Consider the following 21,799-nt stretch of genomic DNA (forward strand, 5'->3'; position numbering starts at 1 on the left):
TAAAAAAAGCAGGCACAAGGCAGAGTAAAACATGCTCCCGTGCATACCATTTGGTCAAAGCCAGTGATTCGTTTACTGCATTGGTAAATCGTGCGTTCTCAATCGGCAGAAAATAGCAGGTAAGAAAGGTGATAAATATTAAAATGAATTTATATCTTTCTTTCACTATCTCTAAGGATCTACTCGACTTTCTTTTTCTAATTCTTCTAAATACTGTTTGAAATATCCCAGGGTTTCCTTGGCCTCATCCTCATGAAGTTTTTTAATTGCAAAACCTGCATGAACAATCACATAGTCACCAATGTTCACAGGCTCATCCATAACAAGCAAACTGATATTACGATGTGCGCCATAAACGTCCACTGTTGCATTTGTGTCTTCAATCTTAATTATCTTTGATGGAATTCCAAGACACATTTAAATCCTCCTTATAATTTCTGGAAAATCTCCATTCATAACGGCTCAGTCTTTTTAATCTGGCAAAACTCAGCAGGGAAATATTTCCTCTGAAAGTATAATGCTACATTTACCAGACCTATTAAAACAGGCACTTCTACAAGAGGACCTATGACTGTTGCAAAGGCAGCACCTGAATTAATTCCAAAGACTGCTACTGCTACTGCAATTGCCAATTCGAAGTCGTTTGAAGCGGCAGTAAAACTAAGGGTGGCGGATTTAGGATAATCAGCACCGATTTTCTTTGCTATATAAAAGGTAATGAGAAACATAAATACGAAATAAATAAACAGAGGAATTGCTATCTTCATCACATCGAGAGGAAGTTTTATAATATATTCACCTTTAAGTGAAAACATTACGATTATAGTAAAAAGAAGTGCAATAAGCGTAATGGGGCTTATCTTTGGTATGAATTTTTCATGATACCAATGTTTACCTCTCAATTTAACAAGTGTGAAACGGGTGATCATCCCGCCGATAAAAGGTATGCCGAGGTATATGAATACACTTTTGGCGATCTGGCCAATGGTAACATCAACTACAACTCCATGCAATCCGAGCAATGGTGGTAATTTTGTTACAAAAATCCATGCATAAATTGAATAGGTTAAAACTTGAAATAAAGCATTAAAAGCAACAAGTCCGGCAACATAATCAGGGTCACCACAGGCGAGATCATTCCATACAAGCACCATTGCAATGCATCGGGCAAGTCCAACAAGAATTACACCAACCATGTAATCAGGATAATTTTGGAGAAAAATGATTGCGAGAATGAACATGACAATAGGTCCGACAATCCAATTCTGAATAAGACTTAAGCCAAGGATCTTGTAATTGCTGAATACCTTTGGTAGCTCTTCATAGCGAACTTTCGCCAATGGAGGATACATCATAAGGATTAATCCTATTGCAATTGGAATATTCGTTGTCCCGACCTGAAAAATATTCCAGAAATCAGTGATCTGGGGGTACATATAACCTGAAGCAACCCCTACGCCCATTGCAAGGAATATCCATAAGGTAAGAAAGCGATCAAGAAACGATAATCTTTTTACTACTTCAGCCATTCTGTATCTCGCTAATAAAAACTTTTAACCTTCTCTCTATTTCATCCCTTACTCTTCTAAATTCATTCATTATTTCATCTTCTGTTCCTGTAGCTTTTGCAGGATCTTTTATTGACCAGTGGATACGTTTGATTTCAGGTGGTGTCCATGGACAAGATTCTGCTGCATCGTCACAGAGTGTAATAATAATATCCATCTTTTTAAGTAAATCCATGTCTATTGATTTTGATTGCTGATTCGAGATATCTATTCCTACTTCTTTCATCACCTTTACAGCTCTTTCATTGAGTCCGGCTGGATTGAGGCCTGCGCTATAAGGTTTCAGTATGCCTTTACCAAATTCTCGGGCAAACCCTTCTGCAATCTGTGAACGGCAGGAATTCCCTGTGCATAGGAACATAATGTTTATCATGAAACTAACCTTGCTCTGTCTATATTTATTATTTTTTTCTGCTTCTTCAGTAAAAACTCAGCAAGCCTTTTTCTATCTGATTGAAGAATTTCATTATCAATACGTTCGAGGATAGAAATTATCAGGTATCTGCGAAAGATGTCAGAATCAGCAAGACGGTAATGAATCCATTTGCCCTCTTTTCGGTCATTGATCAAACCCGCTTCTTTTAAAGTGCTAAGGTGAAATGAAATTTTCGGTTGAATGGTATCTATCGCTGCTACTATGTCGCAAACGCACAATTCGCCGTGTTCGAGCAACTTTAGTATCCTTAGCCTGGTTTCGTCAGATAGTGCTTTGAATACATTTATAAGATCTTTCATATCATGCTTCTTCTTTTATTAGTGATTTAACCTTCTCGAGATCAGGAAGTGGTTTCCCTTTATGTTTGAGTTTTCCATTGATAACCAGACCCGGCGTTGACATAGTATATTTCATGATTTCAAACATGTCTTTAACCTTCTCAATTTTTGCTTCGATCCCGAGTTCTTTAACCGCTTTTTTTACAATTTCTTCAAGCATTAAACAATTCGGGCAACCCGGCCCCAGAACCTTTATTTCCATTTTTGACTCCTTTCTTTCTTTAATAATTTTTGGATTGTTTCTACTGAAGGAACAGGCATGAGTCTTCCCGACTCATCGACGAACATTCTTCATGAGAATCCTTCAATATTAAGTGGCTGAACCTCTATACCGTTAATAAATATAGAGGGTGATCCCTTAAGTTTCAGTTCATCTGCCTGTGAGTTGTCAACCCGTTGGAAATTAATCACTGCTTTCAAGCCTTCACGAATTAAAGCCTCTTCTATGTTTTTTCTCAGCATAGGTTCTGAAGGACACCCTAATGATAAATAACAATCAATCTTTATTTCTTTCATAATTTTATAAAATATAATTTATATAAGAAAATTAATTCAATCAAAAAAGATAATAAATAAAAAAAGATTATAGATATCTTTATTTTTAATATATAAACAAAAATTAATATGAAAGTCAATATATTTACATTTCCAGAACTATCAACTTTGTCATTTTTAAAAACTTTTGATACTATCTTATGCTCACTGAATACCAAAACATTAATATTCATTATTTTCAATGAATGATATTTTTATAATATGTTATGCGTAGGCTTGGTGTTCATACTTCTATTGCTGGCGGTTTACATTTGAGTTTGGAGAGGGCATACGAACTCGGATGTAATACTATTCAGATATTTTCTCATAATCCAAGGGGTTGGGCCATTAAAGAACTTTCTGAAGAAGATGTTTCATTATTTAAAAAGTTAAGATTAATACGCGATATCACACCTGTGTATATTCATTCTTCTTACCTTATTAATATAGCATCTTCAAACAAGGTATTGAATAAAAAGTCTATCAGTTTACTCATAAAGGAAATGGACAGGGCTGATTTAATTGGAGCAGATTTTGTTATCCTTCATCCTGGAAGCGCATCAAACGAATCAGGAAAGATTGCGAGGAAAAGAGCGATTGATGCGTTGAATGAAGTGGCAAAAAAAGGAAAATGGAATGCTGGTTTGCTTATAGAAAATACATCCGGTGAAAGAGGAGATATTTCTACTTCAATAAAAGATATCGCAGAGATTATTCAAGGAGTAAATGAATATTTAATATCAGGTATATGCATCGATACCTGCCATTTGTTTGCAGCAGGATATGATATACGCAGGACAAAAGTGATTAATAATATTTCGAACGATATAGAGAAATATATAGGATTTAAATATGTCAAACTCATACATCTCAATGACTCAAAAACAGATCTCGGAAAACATATTGACAGACACGAACATATCGGAATTGGAAAAATCGGCATAGCAGGTCTTCGTAAATTTATAAATTACAAGACTTTCAGATCCGTCCCTCTGATACTCGAAACACCGAAAAAGACAGAATCTAACGATCTGATGAATATTCAAAAAGTGAAAAAAATGACTAATTATATATAATAGTTTACGATTTATATACAGTTGTTCCTAATATAGAATCGTTTACAATTTTGCATTATATGTTCATAAATATAATTTTTTTGTTGACAAATAGAAAATTTTATTGTATAAATTTTTACAGGTGATAGAATGTTAAAAAGTTTATTTTCATCATCAATACGTGCAGATGTCCTCTCATTGCTGTTGAACAGCCCTGATGAACAATTCTACATAAGGGAAGTTGCTAAGCTCCTCAGAAAAAATCCTTCCGGTATAAAAAGGGAACTTGACAATCTCGAAAAAATGGGTATTGTTACCAGTGAGAAGATTGTCAATCTGAAATACTTCCAGGCTAATAAGGAATCACCTCTTTTTTCTGAACTAAAAAATCTTATTACTAAATCTCTTGGTTTGCCCGGTGCATTGAAGGCAGTCCTCAGGGCATCCGGGGCAAAAGCCGCATTTCTTTATGGACCATATGCAGAAGGATATGATGTGCAAACAGTAGATCTTTTTGTAATTGGTGCATCATTATCACTCACAAAGGAACTTAAAGACCTTGAGAAGAGATTCGATTTAAAAATCAATTGTACTGTTGTTGATGAAGATGAGTATAAGGTAAAAAAGAAAAAGCGTGATGCAAATCTGAAGAGAATTTTGTCAGGTAAGAGAATAACCTTAATAGGGAGACTTTAAAAAGATCTCCCGCATATGATAAATATGCGGGTAGAAAGGGGGTGAAGACTGAATGGCAACAAAGAAAGCAGCCACAAAGAAAAAAGCAGCAAAGAAGACCGCAAAGAAGAAATAGTTTAAGTCTCAAGTAGAATAACGATTTTAAAGGCTGGAGGAGAAATTCTCCAGCCCTTCTTTTTGCGGTCTTCATAATTATGAAACTCTATTTTGGTTAAAAAAAGCAAGTATAATTTGTAACTTATTGAAAAAAAAGAAAAATTATAAATATGCAGGAATAGGTTGATGAACCTTTTCTGATATTAATTCCCATTGACTGGGGAGTGATAATAGTTTTTTCAGGAATTTAAGATTTGTTGAATGTCCTGATTTATTTGCAATAATATGACCACAGATGGGGTAACCGAGCAGAGACATATCACCAATTAAATCCAGTATCTTATGTCTTACAAATTCATCTTTAAATCTCAAACCTGTAGAATTCAAAATACCATTTTCTCCAAGTATTATGGCATTATCAATTGAACCACCCTTTGCAAAACCATTTGCCCTCAGAGATTCAACCTCCTTAAGGAATCCAAAGGTGCGAGCAGGGGCGATCTCGAGCAGGAAATTTTCCTCATTCATGTCCAGACTTAATTTCTGTTCGCCAAGCAGATTGTGGTTGAAAAGGATTCTGTATGTTATGCGAAGGCTGTCATAAGGTAGTGCTGTTAACTCGGCATTTCCGTCAGTCAGAACTACTGGCTTTGTTATACGAACATAAGGTCTCTTTTTGCTTTGTTTTGCAATTCCTGCATCCATAATAAGTTTAGTCAATTCAGCGGAACTACCGTCAAGAATAGGGATTTCCGGGCCGTATACATCTATTATAATATTGTCTACACCGAGCCCAGCCAGAGCAGCAAGAATGTGCTCAACAGTTCTAATTTTTGCCCCATTGTAACCTATTGTAGTTGCAAATGCAGTATCAGTAACAGAATTTACGCATGCTTTTATTGCCGTATCCTTGTCTTTTCTTATAAAAAGAATACCAGTATCACGTGATGCTGGTTTCAGGCAGACTTTAGAATATCGGCCTGTATGGAGCCCGATGCCATCGAAACATATTTCTTGTTTTATGGTTCTTTGTAATCGCATTTTTAAAAAAATAATTAAAACCTCTAAAAAGCTGCAAATATAATGCCAAAAAAAAATTTTGTAACAATTTAACAATTAAAGACAATTAATTGTCTTCAGAATGGCTTAAAAAGAGGTTCTAATAAAAGACTATAATTAATATCCCGATAACTTTTGTTAGTTCAGAAGAGTATATGTGTTGTTCCTTAGCAATGGTGTGTGTATTATTTAACACAATATTCTCTATCTCATATATAGTTGAATATGTTAAAATTCATGATGAAAAATGGAAATTATATCTTAATTAGAATTAGAGTATGATAGGTATTATAGGAGGTAGTGGACTTTATGAAATTGAAGGGATTACTATTAATGAAGTTAGAGAGCTATCAACCCCTTACGGAACTCCATCAGATAAATATATAATTGGTCAGTTTTCAGGAAAAGATATTGTTTTCCTTCCAAGACATGGTTCTTTGCACTGCATTCCACCCCATAAGATTAACTACAGGGCAAATATTCAGGGATTTAAAGATATTGGTGTAAAGAGACTTATATCCATTGGTGCTGCTGGAGGAATAAGTCCAGGGATGTCACCTGGCACAATAGTTGTTCCAGACCAGATCATAGATATGACAAAAGGAAGAGAATCTACCTTTTTTGAAGGTCAGGATGGGGTAATACATATTGACCTGACAGAGCCCTATTGTAATTTAATGAGGAGTGCGATTTTAGATGCTGCAAGGAATGCTAAAATAGAGGTTAAAGAATCGGCAACTTATATTTGTGTTGAGGGGCCACGGCTTGAAACAAAGGCTGAGATAAAATATTTTTCTCTTATAGGAGCGGATATAGTTGGAATGACAGCAATGCCGGAGGCAGTTCTGTCAAGGGAAGCAGAGATATGCTACGCAGGTATCAGTATTGTTACAAATTTTGCTGCTGGTATAAATGAAAAAAGATTGACTGCTACGGAGGTAGTGGACATGATGAAAAATAGGTCTCAACAGATTAAGGATATTTTAAAGGAATTGCTTAAAATTATACCTATTGAGAGAAATTGTTCATGCAGTGAAGCCCTTCGGGAAGCAAAGATATAAAGAAGATGGAAAATATTCTTATTATCGAAGATAAAGAATCAATGGCAGAGATGCTTAAACAGATACTTGAGTCTGAAGGGTATACAGTTATATTAGCGCGCGACGGCGAGAAGGGGATACAATGTTTGAAAGAAGGAACAATTGATCTTGTCCTGACTGACCTTAAACTACCTAAAATGGATGGTATAGATGTGCTTAAGGCTTCCAAGGAAGAAAATCAACTCAGGCCAGTAATTGTTATGACAGCTTTCGGTTCTATTGAGACGGCTGTTGCTGCCATGAAAAGCGGTGCTTTTGACTTTATCACAAAACCCTTTGACCCAGATTACCTTTTAATGTTGATTAAGAGGGCAATTGAGACTCAGAGACTTATTAGAGAAAATATTTTATTAAAGGAAGAGTTTGCATCAAAACTCGGTTTGCCAACAATAATCGGTAAAAGTCAGGAAATTGTTAACGTTGCACAGCTTGTCCAGAAGGTTGCACCAACAAAAACGACTGTGCTTTTACTTGGTGAAAGCGGTACTGGCAAGGAATTATTTGCAAGAGCGATACATTACCTTAGTAACAGAAAGCAGTACCCTTTTGTGCCAATTAACTGTGCTGCTATTCCAAGAGATTTGCTTGAATCAGAACTATTTGGTCATGAAAAAGGGGCATTTACAAGTGCAGATGCTAAAAAGCTTGGAAAGTTTGAACTTGCTGATAAGGGAACTATTTTCCTCGATGAAATTGGAGATATGGATCTGGCTATCCAGTCAAAGCTACTTAGAGCTATTGAAGCAGGAGAGATTGAGAGAATTGGAGCAGTCAAGCCAATAAAAGTAGATGTGAGGATTGTTGCGGCAAGCAATAAAGACCTTGAAAAATCTGTTGAAGAGAAGAAATTCAGAGAAGATCTTTTTTATCGGTTGAACGTATTTCCTATAAAAATCCCACCATTAAGAGAAAGGAAAGAAGACATACCTTTACTTGTAGAATACTTTATAAAAAAATATTGTATGGAGATAAAAACTCCGGTAAAAAATATCTCTAAGGATACTCTTAATATCCTTATGAATTCCAGATGGAAAGGCAATGTAAGAGAACTTGAAAATACGATTGAGAGGGCGGTTATTCTATGTGATGGAGAAATGATAACATCTGAACATTTTATTATCGATACAAGTACTATTTCAAAACATGATGATAAAACTTTATCTGAGGAAGGAACCTTAGAAGCTGTTGCAAAAGAGGCATTAAGAGTTGCAGAGACACAACGAATTATGCACGTTCTTAAAGAAACCAGAGGTAATAAAAGCAGGGCAGCAGAAATCCTTCGTGTAAGCTATAAGACCCTTCTTACTAAAATAAAAGAATACGGCATTGAGGCTTGACAGTAGGTTTCTCATAGAATTATCATAAAATATTCTTGATCAAACTAATCAAAAAATCTTTTCGGAGGAAAAATTGTGGCTGGACACTCCAAGTGGGCACAGATAAAACACAAGAAAGCTCACGTTGATGCAAAGAAAGGCAAAATCTTCAGCAGAATTGTAAAAGAAATATCTATTGCTGCCCGTTTGGGAGGTAGTGATATATCTGGTAATCCGAGGTTGAGAGTAGCTATAGAGAAGGCAAAAGAGGTGAACATGCCCAGTGATAATATAAAAAGGGCTATAATGAAGGGAACTGGAGAGCTTCCAGGTATGGCTTATGAAGAAGCTATATACGAGGGTTATGGACCTGGGGGTGTTGCCATTTTGCTGTATGTGCTCACTGATAATAAAAACAGAACAAGTCCAGAAATCAGACATATAATGACAAAATACGGTGGCAATTTAGGTGAAGTTGGGTGTGTTTCATGGATGTTTGAAAAGAAAGGATATATTCTTGTTGATAAAACAAAAGTTAATGAAGATTCTCTTATTACATCTGCTCTTGAAGCTGGAGCTGAAGATCTGAAAAACGACCCCAAAGAGGATAATTTCGAAATTATTACTACGCCAGAGAATTTTAATGAGGTTAAGAATCTATTAGAAGCATCTGGTATCCCTATTTCTCATGCAGAGGTTACTATGTTACCAAAAAATTATGTTACAATCGATAAAAAACAGGCAGAACAGATGATTAAACTTATAGATGCCCTCGAAGACCATGATGATGTGCAGAATGTTTATACCAACTTCGATGCCCCTGACGAAGTAATTGCAAAGGTTATAGATTGACAATGCGCATATCAATCCGTGCAACCTTCAAGCGAAGGTTTTTTGCAGGCCTCCTCATCTCGATACCTGCTATTATTACCCTTCTTATTATTATATGGTTTTTTAATTTTGTTGACGGGCTTCTTGAACCAATTTATTTTAAAATTCTGGGATATCATGTCCCTGGCTTAGGTTTTATTTCTGCAATAATTCTTATATTTATTGTGGGTGTTATATCAACAAATGTTATAGGTAAAAAGGTGATAGAATATACTGAAAAATTAATGCTCAAGATACCTGTATTTAAAAGCATTTATGTTGCGATTAAGCAACTTGTAGATGCCTTTTCTCCAGAGAGTAAAAGTGCCTCTTTCAAAAAATTTGTTATTGTAGAGTATCCACGACCCGGTGTTTTTGCTTTTGGTTTCCTCACGAAGGAGAGCACTGTTTTAAAAGGGAAAGACGGTTCTGAAATCTGTATGATGGCTGTTTACATTCCAACGAATCATCTGTATTTTGGCGAAATAGCACTTTTCAAAGAGAGTGATGTATTTTATACCAGTATATCTATAGATGACGGAGTAAAAATTATCCTTTCAGGGGGAATAACAGCCCCTGAAAGGATACCAGAGGTATCATAATGCATATTGTTGCTGTTGTTTTAGCTGCTGGACTCGGAAAAAGAATGAATACTTCAATTCCTAAAGTTCTCAATTTAATACATGGTAAACCTATGCTCCAGCATGTTCTCGATGTGCTCAAAGGACTCGGGCCTCAAAAAGTTCTGGTTATAGTAGGCAAGAATAGTGATAAAATAAGAAAACATATTACAGATACTGAAAAGATACTTTTTGTTCTTCAAAAAAAGGCAAGAGGCACAGCAGATGCCATGAAAAAAGCTCTCCCTTATCTTACAGAGTTCAGAAAAACAGTTCTTGTTGTAAACGGAGATACCCCCCTAATCACTAAAGAAACTATTCGGAATTTTCTCGTTCTTCACAAAAAGAAAAAGAATTCTCTTTCCGTTCTTTCGTTTTTATCCAGCGAACCTTTTTCATATGGAAGAATTTTAAGAGACTCAAGCGGAAATATCATCAGAATAATAGAAGAAAAAGATACGACATCGGAACAGAAAGAAATAAAAGAAGTAAACAGCGGTATATATGCAATTGAGCATAATGCTTTAGAACTTATTAACAAAATAAAAATAAATAAATCTAAAGGCGAATATTATCTAACTGATATTGTTTATCTTGCAAAAGAGAAAGGATTGAAGATTGATGCTTTTAGTATTGCTTCAGAGGATGAATTGACAGGTGTAAATACCCCGAATGAACTTGAAAGAGCAAGGAAAACTTTAAAAGAAAGAATCGTAAAGAAATTTAGAGATAGAGGGGTTAATTTTATTGATTCAGGGGCAGTATATATATCGACTGATGCTAATATTGGTAAAGGCACCACAATTTATCCTAATGTATATATTGAAGGAACTTCGAGGATCGGGAAAGAATGTATAATTTATCCTAATGTCAGGATTATCGATAGCATAATCCATGACTATGTAATTATAAAAGATTCAACACTTATCGAAAATTCAATTATTATGGAGAGAGCTTCTGTTGGACCTTTTTCTCATTTAAGGCCACAATCAGAAATCGGAATGGATGTTAGAATAGGCAATTTTGTTGAAGTAAAAAAGTCAAAGATAGGTTCTGGCACAAAGGCTTTGCATCTTACTTACCTTGGAGATTCCGTAATAGGAAAAAACGTGAATATCGGCGCTGGCACTATAACATGTAATTATGATGGCTACAAAAAGTATGTTACCAATATTGAAGATAAAGTCTTTATAGGAAGCGATTCTCAACTTATTGCACCTGTCAGGATTGGAAAAGGTGCATATGTTGGAGCAGGCACTACTGTAACAAAAGATGTTCCTCAGAAAGCTCTGGCAATCAGCAGGGTGGGACAGAAAAATATTGAAGGCTGGGCACTTAGAAGAAAGTCAAAAATTCAAAGTTCAAAGTTAAAGGTTAAAAAGAGTGAGAAAAGATAACATTGGATTTTTTTTACACGGCATCGGTTATCAGTCATTGGCCATTTATTTTTTACTAATGACTATTGACTATTGATATGTGCGGTATAATCGGATATATAGGGAAGAAGAATGCAGTATCTATAGTACTCGAGGGTCTTAAACGTCTTGAATACAGAGGATATGATTCAGCAGGTATCGCTTTTTTTTCTAATAAAGGAATCGAGGTTCGAAGGCGAACTGGAAAAATAAAAGAGTTAACTGCCCTTATCGAACGTGAAAATCCAACAAGTCATACAACTATAGGACATACGAGATGGGCTACCCATGGAAAGCCATCTGAGGAGAATGCACACCCACATAGATTTCAGGGTATAGTGTTAGTACATAACGGAATCATAGAAAATTATATTTCACTAAAAAAAGAATTAATTGGAAAAGGTCACAATTTCACATCAGAAACTGACACAGAGGTCTTCTGTCATCTTATTGCTGATTATGCAGGAACCCTTCCTTTTGAGGAAGCGGTTAGAGAGGCTCTTAAGAATATTACAGGAACATATGCGCTCGCTATTATAAAAGAAGATGAGCCTAATAAAATCATCGGAGTAAAAAAAGATAGTCCTCTTGTTGTTGGTTTAGGAGAAGGAGAATTTTTTTTAGCATCTGATGTGCCTGCTTTCTTGAATTACTCAAGAAACGTTATTTTCCTTGATGATGGAGAGATTGCAGTATTGACACCTAATGGAGTGAATATTACGACACTAAATGGTCAGCATATTAATAAACAGGTGCACTCTATCTCGTGGAGTGCCTCGATGGCAGAAAAAGGTGGCTACAAACACTTTATGCTTAAAGAAATACATGAGCAGCCAAGAGCTATCGCAGATACATTAAGGGGTAGATTTAATGTTGAGACCGGCGATATTTATCTTGAAGAATTTGGCCTGAATGAAGTGGACATAAAAAATATTAAGAAGATATTCATTGTAGCCTGTGGCACATCATATCACGCAGGAATGATCGGGAAGTACATGATAGAAGAAATGGTAAGAATCCCTGTTGAAGTTGATATTGCTTCTGAATTCCGTTATAGAAAACCGATAATTGAACCTGATAGCCTTGTGATTGTAATAACACAGTCAGGAGAGACAGCAGATACGATTGCAGCTCAACGTGAAGCAAAAAAACTTGGGGCGAAAACACTCACCATATGTAATGTTGTTGGTAGTACCTCATCAAGGGAGGCTGATGCAGTTTTTTATACACATTCCGGACCGGAGATAGGTGTAGCATCTACAAAAGCATTTACCTCGCAGATCGTAGGGCTTTATCTTTTTGCCATTGCTGCTGCGAAGATTAGAGGTAACATATCTAATCTCAGATCAAAAGAGTTATTGATTGAGCTTTTATCACTTCCTGGGAAAGTGGAAGAGGTTTTGAATAATGACGAAACTATTAAGATAATTGCAAAGGAAGTTTTCAAAGCGAAAGGATTTCTTTATCTCGGCAGAGGAATTAATTATCCAATAGCACTCGAAGGCGCATTAAAATTGAAAGAGATATCCTATATTCATGCAGAGGGTTATGCTGCTGGAGAAATGAAACATGGGCCTATAGCCTTAATCGATGAGGAACTTCCTGTTGTTGTTATTGCCCCGAAAGACAATCTATATGAAAAGATAATTGCAAATATTCAGGAAGTTAAGAGCAGGGGAGGAAGGATTATTTCAATCACAAATAGTGTTGATGACAATGCATGCGAGCTTTCGGATTATTGTCTTGTTACTCCATATATAAACAATTATCTTTCAACAGTATTAATGGCTATACCCATTCAACTTCTCGCATATCATATCGGAATCTTAAGGGGTTGCGATGTTGATCAGCCAAGAAACCTTGCTAAAAGTGTTACAGTTGAATAGGTTTACTTTAAAGTTTTTTAAAGTAAAAAATTTTATTTAAGGAAACAGTAGATTTCACAAAGAAAAATTTGTTAACATGAATATGTCAAAGGAGAGCTTAATGCATGATTTAAATCCCCAGCAGAAGGAAGCCCTCACTTATACGGATGGTCCTTTACTCGTATTTGCAGGCGCAGGAAGCGGAAAAACAAAAGTTATTACACATAAATTCTCATACCTTGTTAAATATAAAAGAATTCCTCAAGATTCTATTTTCGCTGTAACATTTACAAACAAAGCATCAGATGAGATGAAGGAACGGATAAGCTCAATTCTATGTAGAGATATCAATTGCTCATGGATAGGAACATTTCATTCGCAGTGTAGTAAGATTCTCAGGAGAGAGATAAAAGCTCTCAATTATGAAAACAATTTCTCAATTTATGATGAGGATGATCAATGTACCCTTGTGAGACATATTTTGAAGGAGTTCAGAATGTACGAAGCACTTTACAAGGGCATTGTATCCCGTATCAATTACTTAAAGTCTGCTCTTATAGGACCTGAGAAATTTCTTTCCTCAGGTGACGGATTTGGTTTTGACGAAAAACTGGCAAAAGTATATGTAAGATATCAGGATGAACTGAAAAGATGTAATGCTCTCGATTTTGACGACTTGATTATGTTTACAGTGAAACTCTTTGAGCAGTATCCCGGATTGCTCGAAAAATATCAGCAGAATTTCTCGTATATTCTTGTTGATGAATTCCAGGATATAAATTATGCACAATATTATCTACTCAAACTTCTTGCCTCTGCCCACGGTAAGATATGTGTTGTAGGAGATGATGATCAGAGTATTTATAAATTCCGTGGTGCCGATGTTAATAATATTATGCATTTTAGCAGAGATTTTCCTAATGTGAAGATTATAAAACTTGAGCAGAATTATCGATCTACCCAGAATATACTCAATGTTTCTAATGCTGTCATTTCAAAGAACAATACAAGAAAACATAAACGTCTCTGGACACAAAGGGGTAGTGGCGAAAAGGTTCATTACTGCTGGCTTGACACATATGAAAATGAGGCTAAGTATATAGCTCGTATGATTAAAGAATTCTATCTAAAAGGGACATACAGTTACAGAGATTTCGCTATATTTTATCGGGTTAATCTTCAGTCGAGGGTCATCGAGGAAGCCCTTTACAGAGAGGGACTTCCATATAAGATTGTAGGAGCTGTGAGTTTTTATCAGCGCAAAGAAGTTAAAGACCTTATTGCATATATGCGTCTTTCACTGAATTCTGGAGACAATGTAAGTTTTAGAAGAATTATCAACACACCACCACGAGGGATAGGAACTTCAACTCTGTCACGAATAGAACAAGAAGCAAAGAGAAAATCTTTATCACTCTTCAATACATCTAAGGCTATGTTGCGAGGTGATAATTTCCCTGCTTCAGTAAAGGAAAAGATCTCCGAATTCATTAGACTTATCGAGATGTTTGCTTCTGGAAAATTCAGAAATGCTTCGGATATGTTAAAGAGTATTTTTGAAAGATCAGGATATGCAGAAATAATCGATGACGAAAAGTTAAAAAACATTTCTGAACTGATAAAATCTGCTGATGGGATGGAAATAAAAGAATTTATTGATAAGGTATCACTGTTTACTAATCTGGATGAAACTTGTAATAATGATTATATTTCTCTTATGACCATCCATAATGCTAAAGGTCTTGAGTTTCCGGTTGTTTTTATAGCCGGACTCGAAGAAGGCTTACTGCCATATTTCAAGGCATTAAATAATGAAGATGAAATATCTGAAGAGCGGAGATTATTATATGTTGGTATGACACGTGCAAAAGATTTACTATGGCTTACAGGTGCCAGCAAACGTAAATTATATTCGAAAGTTCAGGATCAGGATCCTTCAAGATTTCTAAAAGACATACCGAGGGAATGTTGTAACTGGATCGAAAAAATAACAGGACGTCATACTATAAAACTTACATCAGTCAAGAAAAAAGTTACGCCTAAGGATACTTTTACACTTTACACAACTGGATGCAGGGTTAAACATCCTGCATGGGGAATTGGCGTTGTTCGTGATTGCTATGGTGATGGAGAAGACCTCAAAGTAATTATCAATTTCCCGAAAATAGGAATAAAGAGACTTGCAGTAAGATTTGCAAATCTTGAGAAAATTTAAAATTTGCTATGAGAATATCAAAGGAAGAGATTGAACATATTGCAATGCTTGCAAGGCTGAAGTTTACATCTGAGGAAAAAGAGTTATTAGTTTTACAATTGAGTAGTATTCTTGATTACATGGAAAAACTAAATGAGCTTGATACAAAAGATATCGAGCCAACTTCTCATGTATTGTCTCTTATCAATGTCATGCGTGATGATATAATGGTTAAATCAATTCCACAAGAAGAAGCACTGATGAATGCTCCATCACGTACGGATAAATTTTATCGCGTGCCGAAAATCATAGATTAACCAACCAGTGAAGCTTCTTCTTTTCTATGCTCATAAATGGTGGTTCAAGACAGCATATAAGAGTCTTCAACATGTTCAAGATGTTGAGATGGAAGATTCCATAGAAAATGCAGTTGTAGTTTTTTTTCATGCAGAAAAAGATGACGAAGAGAAAGAAAAAAGCGTTCTTGATAAATTTGTAAAGAATACAAAATGGCTTGCTGGAAAGTTTAAAACGAAGAATGTGGTCATACATTCATTCAATCATCTGTCTTCAAGTAAGGCATCACCAGAATTTTCTGAACAGCTTATAAAACGGGCTACTGATAGGCTTATGAATTCAGGGTATAAAGTTTTATGCACTCCTTTTGGATATTTTAACGAATTTATGATGCATGTCGGTGGTGAAAGTCTTGCAAAAGTTTTCAAAGAGTTCTGACAGGATTGAATTTATAGCTAAAAATTTGCATAATGAAATTATTAATGTTCCAGATCTGGTAAAAAAGATTTATTTCGTCTCCGAAAGCATCTGGGTCGAAATCTTATATTTTGAGAAAAGATTGCGACAGGAACATTATAAGTTTGTGGAGATAATAAATGTTTAGATGTATATTGAGAGCAAAAATACATACCGCAACTGTGACAGATGCCAAGCTCGAATATGAAGGAAGTATTACCATCGATGAAATAATAATGGAAAAGGCGGGGCTGAAACCTTTCGAACAGGTTATGGTTAGCAATATGAATAATGGTGAAAGATTTGAGACCTATGTAATACCAGGGAAGAAAGGAGTCGGAGAGATATGTCTAAATGGTCCAACTGCGCGTAAAGGAATAATTGGAGATAAAGTAATTATATTTTGTTACGCTTACCTTGAAGAAAAGGAACTGAAGAAGTTCAAACCTACGATAGTGATTCTCGATGAAAAAAATAAAATTCTGAGTGTAAAATAGAATTTTTAGCAGTTTAAAAGCCTTTTCAGGAAACTCGTTTTATATGCTAAATTTTATATAAGGAGAATTTATGACAGATCAAAAAAAGAAAGTGCGTTTATACGCATTGAGTACATGTCCTACCTGTAAAAAGGTAAAAAAATTTCTTGATGAAAATAACATTCAATATGAAATAATTGAGGTTGATTTACTTGATAGCGGTGAACAGTGGCTTATGACAAAGGAGGTTAAAAAGTATAATCCTTCAGCAACATATCCAACTCTTGTAGTCGAAGAAGTTTTTACAGAGTTTGATGAAGATGCTATAAAGGGAGCTTTAGGAATTTAATGACCGCTGAGAGACTTTATGAAGTTCTGAATAAATATGCTCAAACACAGGGCATACAGTTGAATAAAGATAAAGATTATGTAATAGAAATACTCGAAGGTCTTCTTACCAATGAATCCCGCTATGGTTACCGTTCGTGTCCATGTCGTCTTGCTTCAGGAATTAAAGAGGAGGATAAAGATATTATATGCCCTTGTGTTTACAGGGATCCTGATATCAGAGAATACGGTAGTTGTTACTGTGGGCTTTATGTCTCCAAGGAATGGAATGAAGATAAAATAAAACATCAGAATGTGCCAGAAAGAAGGCCACAGAAAAAATTATGACGGAGGTGTTGATTTATGATGTTTGACAGATTGGCTTCGCTAAGTGATATCAAAGTAGATAATCATGTAATTGAGCATATTATATGGGATATAGAACCCAAGCAACTTATGGAACCAAAGTATAGGAAAAACGAAGACGGTAAGATCGAGAAAAAAATTTTGCGAGGATATATGTTCTATATAGATAAAATGGCTAAGAAAAAACCAACACTTTTCCTCATGTGTCATACAACAATGGGTTATGCAGAAACAGTAGCAATGATAGAAGAAATTCCTGATGAAATGATTGTTGAAGCTATGGAAGAAAATAAAGACAGAGAATATTTCGGAATGTTTCCAATAAATAAAAAAATCGAAAACTGGCTCAAAAAGGAACTTGCAAGACAATGACTATGTCACAGATAATAAACAATAAGTCATCCTTTATTCTTGAGATAGGCACTGAAGATTTACCAGCCAGATTTTTACCGTTAGCTATAAAACAGCTTGGTGAAAATACAAAGGCTATCTTAACAGAAAATCAAATACAATTTTCTAAAATAAAAACCTATGGCACTCCTCGAAGGCTTGTAGTTATTGGAGAAGGTGTTCCAAGGATGCAGGATGATAGAATAAAGGAAGTTTACGGACCGTCACGTAAAGTGGCTTATGATGAAAATGGAAATCCAACAAAAGCAGCAATTGGTTTTGCAAATTCACATGGAATTAATGTGGAGAATCTTGTAATTAAGAAAAAAGATAAGGGTGAATATATAGTTGCAATAATAGAAGAGAAAGGCAAGGAGATTCAGGAAATACTGCCTGAAGTTTTTAAAAGGATTGTGCTTTCAATTCATTTACCAAAATCTATGAGATGGGGCAATGGAAACATACGTTTTGCAAGGCCTATACGCTGGCTTATGGCTTTTTTAAATGATGAGATTATAAATTTTGAGATTGATGGAATAAAGTGTGGAAATTTAACAAGGGGTCATAGATTTCTATCTCCAGCAGCTTTTCAGATAAAAGAAATACCTACTTATAAAAAATTACTTGCTAACAATTATGTAATAGTTGACCCGGAAGAGAGAAAAAGAATAATTATTGACAGAATGGATAAAATTTTATCATCTCTTGATAAAAAAGCTGTTGAAGACGAAGAGCTTCTCGAAACAGTAATAAATCTTGTTGAATATCCTGTCCCTGTTCTGGCGACTTTTCCAGAAAAATATCTCGATCTTCCAAAAGAGCTTTTGATAACAGTCATGAAAGGTCATCAGAAATATTTTGCGGTTCAGGGAAAAGATGGCATGTTAAGTAATTATTTCGTTGTAATAAGTAATACCACTAAGGAAAATTCGGATACTGTAAAAACTGGTGCTGAAAGGGTTATCAGAGCAAGATTTGAAGACGCTAAATTCTATTATGAGGAAGACTCAAAAAAATCACTTGCTGATAGGATTAACGATCTCAGAAAAGTTACTTTCAATGAACGTCTTGGAACACTCTATGAAAAGACAGAGAGAATAGTTAAGGTTGCTGAATTTCTTGCAGATAGAACTCTTCCTTCTTCAAAGGATATTTTACTACGTGCTGCATGGCTTGCCAAAACAGATCTGCTAACCGGTGTTGTTAGAGAATTCCCTGAACTTCAGGGTGTTATGGGTAAATACTATGCTTTAAAAAATGGAGAGACAAAGGAAGTTGCAAATGCACTTGAGGAACAATATCTGCCAGCACATTCAGGTGGAAAATTGCCAGAATCCGATATCGGTTCACTGCTCAGCATATCTGATAAGATTGACAATATAGCAGGATTTTTTTCTATCGATCTTGCTCCTACAGGGTCTGAAGACCCTTTTGCGTTAAGGAGGCAGGCGCTCGGGATACTGGCGATTATACTCAACAGGACTTTCGAAGTTACACTGAATGAGCTTGTTAGTAAATCCCTTGAGCCTTTTCAGAATCTTCAGGGCTCTGCTGAAATAAAAGGTAAAATCCTTAAATTTTTCAAGAACAGGCTTGAAAATATTTTATTGGAGCAGGGCTATAGCACAGATATTGTCCAATCAGCTTTACCATTATCGTCTGATATATATTTAAATCAATTAAAAAATAGGCTAGACTCTCTGAAAAGATTTAAAGAAAAGAACGAATACAATGATTTTCTCACAGCTATAAAACGTATTAGCAACATTCTGCCAGAGAAAGTGACTCTGCCATCTTTCAATGAAATTCTGCTGAAAGAGGAATCAGAGAAAATGCTTGCTCAAAAACTCGATTCTATCACATCTATTCTTAAAGAAAGTTTAGATTTGAAGGATTATGATTCAGCTATAAATATTCTCACATCATTAACGGATTATATAAATTCTTTTTTTGATAATGTCCTGGTTATGGATAAAGATGATAATATCCGTCTGAACAGGTTGTCTCTTTTAAACGAAGTCTGGAAGAAAGCCTCAGAGGTTACAGATTTCTCAAAGCTATTACCAAAATAATTTTAATGATTTCCTGTTATCTCTCAAGAACCTCTTTTACTTTCTTCAAAAGACCCTGTGGGGATACAGGTTTGGAAAGGAAGTCTAAGCCTTCATCAAGAATCCCTTTTTTGTGCACAATATCTGCGGTGTATCCACTCGTAAATATTGTTTTTATATTAGGATTTATCTTTTTTATTTCATCATAAGCCTCTTTCCCGTTCTTCTTCGGCATAATCACATCAAAGATTATTAGAGCAATTCTGTCTTTATTTTCATGAAATAATCTTACTGCTTGTTCACCATCATCAGCTTCCAGAACTTCATATCCGAATTCACACAGAATCTGTTTATAGAGTCTTCTTACCTCTACGTCGTCTTCTGCAAGGAGTACTGTTTCTAAAGATCCTTCAAGAGGTGAGATATCAGTAGTTTGTTCACCTTCAATTATTTTGTCAATTAATGGAAGATAAATTCTGAATATAGTCCCCTTACCAATTTCACTATATACATTAATATATCCTTCATGTTGTTTAATAATACCGTATACAACAGATAAACCAAGTCCTGTCCCTTTACCTGTTTCCTTTGTAGTAAAAAATGGCTCAAATATCTTCGCCTGTGTCTTAAGATCCATGCCGTAACCTGTATCTTTTACTGAAACAAGAGCATAAAATCCTGATTTTCCAAAACCGTGTGCGTGTATAAATTCTGAATTTATTCTTGTTTTTTCGGTACTTATTATCAGATTGCCTCCTTCAGGCATAGCGTCTCTCGCATTTGTCACCAGGTTCATTAAAATCTGTTCAATGAGTGTTGCATCTGCCATGATGATCAAGTCTTCTTCTGAAAGAGAAGTTGAAAGTTCGATGTCTTCGCCGATAATTCTTGAAAGAATTTTCTCAAATGTTAAAATAATATCATTAAGGTTAACGGGTTTTGGGTTAATAATCTGTTTTCTGCTGAATGCAAGAAGTGCTTGTGTAAGATGGGAAGCTCTTTGTGCTGAATACAGTATGTGGGATGTATATGTATGCAAATGGCTTTTTCTTGATATTTCCATTTGCAGAAGGCTCCCATATCCTATGATAGTTGTTAAAATATTATTGAAATCGTGGGCAATCCCTCCCGCAAGCTGACCAATAGCCTCCATCTTTTGTGCTTGCAGTAACTGTTGCTCGAGTTTCTTTCGTTCTGTTATATCTACGTTCACCTCTGCGACCAGCCATTCACCTTTTTCATTCTGAAATGGAATGGTAGTGACCTGCACTGGCCTGTTTGCTTCTTTGCACAGAATCTTTTCAGTAACAGTTATTGTTTTGGTTTCGAGCGCTTTTTTTACACCGCACCCCATGCATATCTGATTACTTCCCATGAAATATTCATAACATTTCCTGCCTTTCGGATTACCGTATACTTCCTTCCATTCAGGGTCTATATAAATTATGTTATATTCAGAATCAATAATATCAAGTCCCGTTTTTGTTGCTCCCAGAATAAACTCTATTTGCTTCTTGAGAGTTTTTACTTCCTTCTCTGCCAGTTTTCGAGTTGTGATGTCTTTAAAATCCTCAACTATTCCGATCAGTTTACCTGTATAGTCTCTGAAAGGCGTCACCGTCACTATGCAATCTATATTTACGCCGTCTCTGCGCTGCTTAACAGATTCAATCTCCACCCTATCATTACCTTTGAGAATTTGGCTTAAAGAACAATCTGGTGTATGGCACTGAGAACCAGGAAACATTTCATAACACTTTTTCCCTTTTGCTTCTTCAGCACTAACACCTGAAAGCTTTGCTAAAGTCTTATTCATCCTTATGATATTGAAGTTTTTATCAATAATTCGCATTCCATCTGCGGCAGTCTGAAATATCTGGTCGAGTTCAGTTAATGCGTGAAGTGTATTTTCTTCAGCACGTTTACGTTCATTTATATGAGCAATTAATGGACGGAATCCGAAAAAATAAATGGCAGGAGAAATAAGAATGGTCAGAAGGACCGCATCTAAAAGGATCCAGATTTGAAGTGTGGGGGTGAAAATATATAAAGAGAGCATTATGAGTGCCTCAGCTATAAAAACAGAAGCGATTATTAACAAAATTAGCCTTAAAGGAGATGTGTAAATATCTATTTTTTTCTTTATCATACGAATAAATTTAAGCAAAAATCATGCTAAAAATTGTAGCAGAAGCTTTATTTTAAAGATATAACTTGACATTTATTCATCCGTTTCTATAATTAAATCTATATATTTTATTAAACCTTAAGGAT

At 35.4% G+C, this 21,799-nt stretch carries 24 protein-coding genes; 16 read left to right on the forward strand and 8 right to left on the reverse strand.

Annotated elements, in window-relative coordinates:
* Positions 1–171: 171 nt before the first annotated feature.
* The 6 genes from HXY53_03715 to HXY53_03740 form a co-directional block, all read right to left on the reverse strand.
* Positions 172–417 carry a HypC/HybG/HupF family hydrogenase formation chaperone gene (locus HXY53_03715; protein NWF75674.1) on the reverse strand — a complete coding sequence of 82 codons (246 nt, stop codon included), beginning with the start codon at positions 415–417 and terminating at the stop codon, positions 172–174.
* Between the two features lie 35 nt (positions 418–452).
* Positions 453–1,529, reverse strand: coding sequence for an ACR3 family arsenite efflux transporter (arsB, locus tag HXY53_03720; protein ID NWF75675.1), 1,077 nt, complete (start codon positions 1,527–1,529; stop codon positions 453–455).
* The gene (gene arsC / locus HXY53_03725; protein ID NWF75676.1) at positions 1,522–1,941 is read right to left on the reverse strand and encodes an arsenate reductase (thioredoxin); all 420 of its coding nucleotides are present in this window, start codon (positions 1,939–1,941) and stop codon (positions 1,522–1,524) included. The genes arsB and arsC overlap by 8 nt, the downstream gene beginning before the upstream one ends.
* Complete coding sequence (locus HXY53_03730) at positions 1,938–2,303, reverse strand: metalloregulator ArsR/SmtB family transcription factor (protein NWF75677.1); 366 nt, start codon at positions 2,301–2,303, stop codon at positions 1,938–1,940. The genes arsC and HXY53_03730 overlap by 4 nt, the downstream gene beginning before the upstream one ends.
* A gap of 1 nt (position 2,304) precedes the next feature.
* Positions 2,305–2,544, reverse strand: a complete 240-nt coding sequence (locus HXY53_03735) for a TM0996/MTH895 family glutaredoxin-like protein (GenBank protein NWF75678.1) — start codon at positions 2,542–2,544, stop codon at positions 2,305–2,307.
* Positions 2,545–2,633: 89 nt separating this feature from the next.
* Positions 2,634–2,858 carry a hypothetical protein gene (locus HXY53_03740; protein NWF75679.1) on the reverse strand — a complete coding sequence of 75 codons (225 nt, stop codon included), beginning with the start codon at positions 2,856–2,858 and terminating at the stop codon, positions 2,634–2,636.
* Positions 2,859–3,103: 245 nt separating this feature from the next.
* On the opposite strand from HXY53_03740, the gene HXY53_03745 reads away from it, so the two are divergent.
* Both HXY53_03745 and HXY53_03750 read left to right on the forward strand, forming a co-directional pair.
* Positions 3,104–3,952 carry a deoxyribonuclease IV gene (locus HXY53_03745; GenBank protein ID NWF75680.1) on the forward strand — a complete coding sequence of 283 codons (849 nt, stop codon included), beginning with the start codon at positions 3,104–3,106 and terminating at the stop codon, positions 3,950–3,952.
* A gap of 129 nt (positions 3,953–4,081) precedes the next feature.
* The gene (locus tag HXY53_03750; GenBank protein ID NWF75681.1) at positions 4,082–4,627 is read left to right on the forward strand and encodes a winged helix-turn-helix transcriptional regulator; all 546 of its coding nucleotides are present in this window, start codon (positions 4,082–4,084) and stop codon (positions 4,625–4,627) included.
* A gap of 258 nt (positions 4,628–4,885) precedes the next feature.
* Here the strand turns inward: HXY53_03750 and HXY53_03755 are convergent, their stop codons facing one another.
* Positions 4,886–5,764 carry a UDP-3-O-acyl-N-acetylglucosamine deacetylase gene (locus HXY53_03755; protein NWF75682.1) on the reverse strand — a complete coding sequence of 293 codons (879 nt, stop codon included), beginning with the start codon at positions 5,762–5,764 and terminating at the stop codon, positions 4,886–4,888.
* A gap of 296 nt (positions 5,765–6,060) precedes the next feature.
* Here HXY53_03755 and mtnP point away from each other — a divergent pair, with 296 nt between their 5' ends.
* The 14 genes from mtnP (at position 6,061) to HXY53_03825 (ending at position 19,546) form a co-directional block, all read left to right on the forward strand.
* A complete protein-coding gene (gene mtnP, locus HXY53_03760; protein NWF75683.1) occupies positions 6,061–6,843 on the forward strand; it encodes an S-methyl-5'-thioadenosine phosphorylase in 783 nt (260 codons plus the stop codon).
* Positions 6,844–6,848: 5 nt separating this feature from the next.
* Positions 6,849–8,219 (forward strand): sigma-54-dependent Fis family transcriptional regulator, encoded by a 1,371-nt coding sequence (locus tag HXY53_03765; protein NWF75684.1) that lies wholly within the window; start codon positions 6,849–6,851, stop codon positions 8,217–8,219.
* A gap of 75 nt (positions 8,220–8,294) precedes the next feature.
* On the forward strand, positions 8,295–9,050 hold the full coding sequence (locus HXY53_03770; protein ID NWF75685.1) for a YebC/PmpR family DNA-binding transcriptional regulator: 756 nt from the start codon (positions 8,295–8,297) through the stop codon (positions 9,048–9,050).
* A 2-nt stretch (positions 9,051–9,052) separates the two neighbouring features.
* Positions 9,053–9,670 (forward strand): DUF502 domain-containing protein, encoded by a 618-nt coding sequence (locus HXY53_03775; GenBank protein NWF75686.1) that lies wholly within the window; start codon positions 9,053–9,055, stop codon positions 9,668–9,670.
* Positions 9,670–11,085: a bifunctional UDP-N-acetylglucosamine diphosphorylase/glucosamine-1-phosphate N-acetyltransferase GlmU gene (gene glmU / locus HXY53_03780; protein NWF75687.1), complete on the forward strand. Its 1,416-nt coding sequence runs from the start codon at positions 9,670–9,672 to the stop codon at positions 11,083–11,085. The genes HXY53_03775 and glmU overlap by 1 nt, the downstream gene beginning before the upstream one ends.
* Before the next feature lie 77 nt (positions 11,086–11,162).
* Positions 11,163–12,989: a glutamine--fructose-6-phosphate transaminase (isomerizing) gene (glmS, locus tag HXY53_03785; GenBank protein NWF75688.1), complete on the forward strand. Its 1,827-nt coding sequence runs from the start codon at positions 11,163–11,165 to the stop codon at positions 12,987–12,989.
* Positions 12,990–13,089: 100 nt separating this feature from the next.
* A complete protein-coding gene (locus tag HXY53_03790) occupies positions 13,090–15,183 on the forward strand; it encodes a UvrD-helicase domain-containing protein (protein ID NWF75689.1) in 2,094 nt (697 codons plus the stop codon).
* A gap of 8 nt (positions 15,184–15,191) precedes the next feature.
* Positions 15,192–15,479 carry an Asp-tRNA(Asn)/Glu-tRNA(Gln) amidotransferase subunit GatC gene (gatC, locus tag HXY53_03795; GenBank protein ID NWF75690.1) on the forward strand — a complete coding sequence of 96 codons (288 nt, stop codon included), beginning with the start codon at positions 15,192–15,194 and terminating at the stop codon, positions 15,477–15,479.
* A 7-nt stretch (positions 15,480–15,486) separates the two neighbouring features.
* The gene (locus HXY53_03800; protein NWF75691.1) at positions 15,487–15,897 is read left to right on the forward strand and encodes a hypothetical protein; all 411 of its coding nucleotides are present in this window, start codon (positions 15,487–15,489) and stop codon (positions 15,895–15,897) included.
* 158 nt (positions 15,898–16,055) lie between these two features.
* The gene (locus HXY53_03805; protein NWF75692.1) at positions 16,056–16,412 is read left to right on the forward strand and encodes an aspartate 1-decarboxylase; all 357 of its coding nucleotides are present in this window, start codon (positions 16,056–16,058) and stop codon (positions 16,410–16,412) included.
* A 70-nt stretch (positions 16,413–16,482) separates the two neighbouring features.
* Positions 16,483–16,740, forward strand: a complete 258-nt coding sequence (locus HXY53_03810) for a glutaredoxin family protein (GenBank protein NWF75693.1) — start codon at positions 16,483–16,485, stop codon at positions 16,738–16,740.
* The gene (locus HXY53_03815) at positions 16,740–17,066 is read left to right on the forward strand and encodes a ferredoxin:thioredoxin reductase (protein NWF75694.1); all 327 of its coding nucleotides are present in this window, start codon (positions 16,740–16,742) and stop codon (positions 17,064–17,066) included. Before HXY53_03810 ends, HXY53_03815 begins: the two co-directional genes overlap by 1 nt.
* 15 nt (positions 17,067–17,081) lie before the next feature.
* Complete coding sequence (locus HXY53_03820) at positions 17,082–17,456, forward strand: hypothetical protein (GenBank protein NWF75695.1); 375 nt, start codon at positions 17,082–17,084, stop codon at positions 17,454–17,456.
* Positions 17,457–17,458: 2 nt separating this feature from the next.
* A complete protein-coding gene (locus HXY53_03825) occupies positions 17,459–19,546 on the forward strand; it encodes a glycine--tRNA ligase subunit beta (protein ID NWF75696.1) in 2,088 nt (695 codons plus the stop codon).
* 16 nt (positions 19,547–19,562) lie between these two features.
* Here HXY53_03825 and HXY53_03830 read toward each other — a convergent pair whose 3' ends face one another.
* The gene (locus HXY53_03830) at positions 19,563–21,674 is read right to left on the reverse strand and encodes a PAS domain S-box protein (GenBank protein NWF75697.1); all 2,112 of its coding nucleotides are present in this window, start codon (positions 21,672–21,674) and stop codon (positions 19,563–19,565) included.
* Between the last annotated feature and the right edge of the window lie 125 nt (positions 21,675–21,799).

It is taken from the genome of Nitrospirota bacterium, from assembly GCA_013388455.1.
In the GTDB taxonomy this organism is placed as follows: Bacteria; Nitrospirota; Thermodesulfovibrionia; order Thermodesulfovibrionales; family SM23-35; genus JACAFF01.

Excerpts from the sequence above, each read along its gene's own strand:
- HXY53_03715 (NWF75674.1), bottom strand. The coding sequence starts at position 417 with ATGTGTCTTGGAATTCCATCAAAGATAATTAAGATTGAAGACACAAAT.
- arsB (NWF75675.1), bottom strand. The coding sequence starts at position 1,529 with ATGGCTGAAGTAGTAAAAAGATTATCGTTTCTTGATCGCTTTCTTACC.
- arsC (NWF75676.1), bottom strand. The coding sequence starts at position 1,941 with ATGATAAACATTATGTTCCTATGCACAGGGAATTCCTGCCGTTCACAG.
- HXY53_03730 (NWF75677.1), bottom strand. The coding sequence starts at position 2,303 with ATGAAAGATCTTATAAATGTATTCAAAGCACTATCTGACGAAACCAGG.
- HXY53_03735 (NWF75678.1), bottom strand. The coding sequence starts at position 2,544 with ATGGAAATAAAGGTTCTGGGGCCGGGTTGCCCGAATTGTTTAATGCTT.
- HXY53_03740 (NWF75679.1), bottom strand. The coding sequence starts at position 2,858 with ATGAAAGAAATAAAGATTGATTGTTATTTATCATTAGGGTGTCCTTCA.
- HXY53_03745 (NWF75680.1), top strand. The coding sequence starts at position 3,104 with ATGCGTAGGCTTGGTGTTCATACTTCTATTGCTGGCGGTTTACATTTG.
- HXY53_03750 (NWF75681.1), top strand. The coding sequence starts at position 4,082 with ATGTTAAAAAGTTTATTTTCATCATCAATACGTGCAGATGTCCTCTCA.
- HXY53_03755 (NWF75682.1), bottom strand. The coding sequence starts at position 5,764 with ATGCGATTACAAAGAACCATAAAACAAGAAATATGTTTCGATGGCATC.
- mtnP (NWF75683.1), top strand. The coding sequence starts at position 6,061 with ATGATAGGTATTATAGGAGGTAGTGGACTTTATGAAATTGAAGGGATT.
- HXY53_03765 (NWF75684.1), top strand. The coding sequence starts at position 6,849 with ATGGAAAATATTCTTATTATCGAAGATAAAGAATCAATGGCAGAGATG.
- HXY53_03775 (NWF75686.1), top strand. The coding sequence starts at position 9,053 with ATGCGCATATCAATCCGTGCAACCTTCAAGCGAAGGTTTTTTGCAGGC.
- glmU (NWF75687.1), top strand. The coding sequence starts at position 9,670 with ATGCATATTGTTGCTGTTGTTTTAGCTGCTGGACTCGGAAAAAGAATG.
- glmS (NWF75688.1), top strand. The coding sequence starts at position 11,163 with ATGTGCGGTATAATCGGATATATAGGGAAGAAGAATGCAGTATCTATA.
- HXY53_03790 (NWF75689.1), top strand. The coding sequence starts at position 13,090 with ATGCATGATTTAAATCCCCAGCAGAAGGAAGCCCTCACTTATACGGAT.
- gatC (NWF75690.1), top strand. The coding sequence starts at position 15,192 with ATGAGAATATCAAAGGAAGAGATTGAACATATTGCAATGCTTGCAAGG.
- HXY53_03805 (NWF75692.1), top strand. The coding sequence starts at position 16,056 with ATGTTTAGATGTATATTGAGAGCAAAAATACATACCGCAACTGTGACA.
- HXY53_03810 (NWF75693.1), top strand. The coding sequence starts at position 16,483 with ATGACAGATCAAAAAAAGAAAGTGCGTTTATACGCATTGAGTACATGT.
- HXY53_03815 (NWF75694.1), top strand. The coding sequence starts at position 16,740 with ATGACCGCTGAGAGACTTTATGAAGTTCTGAATAAATATGCTCAAACA.
- HXY53_03820 (NWF75695.1), top strand. The coding sequence starts at position 17,082 with ATGATGTTTGACAGATTGGCTTCGCTAAGTGATATCAAAGTAGATAAT.
- HXY53_03825 (NWF75696.1), top strand. The coding sequence starts at position 17,459 with ATGTCACAGATAATAAACAATAAGTCATCCTTTATTCTTGAGATAGGC.
- HXY53_03830 (NWF75697.1), bottom strand. The coding sequence starts at position 21,674 with ATGATAAAGAAAAAAATAGATATTTACACATCTCCTTTAAGGCTAATT.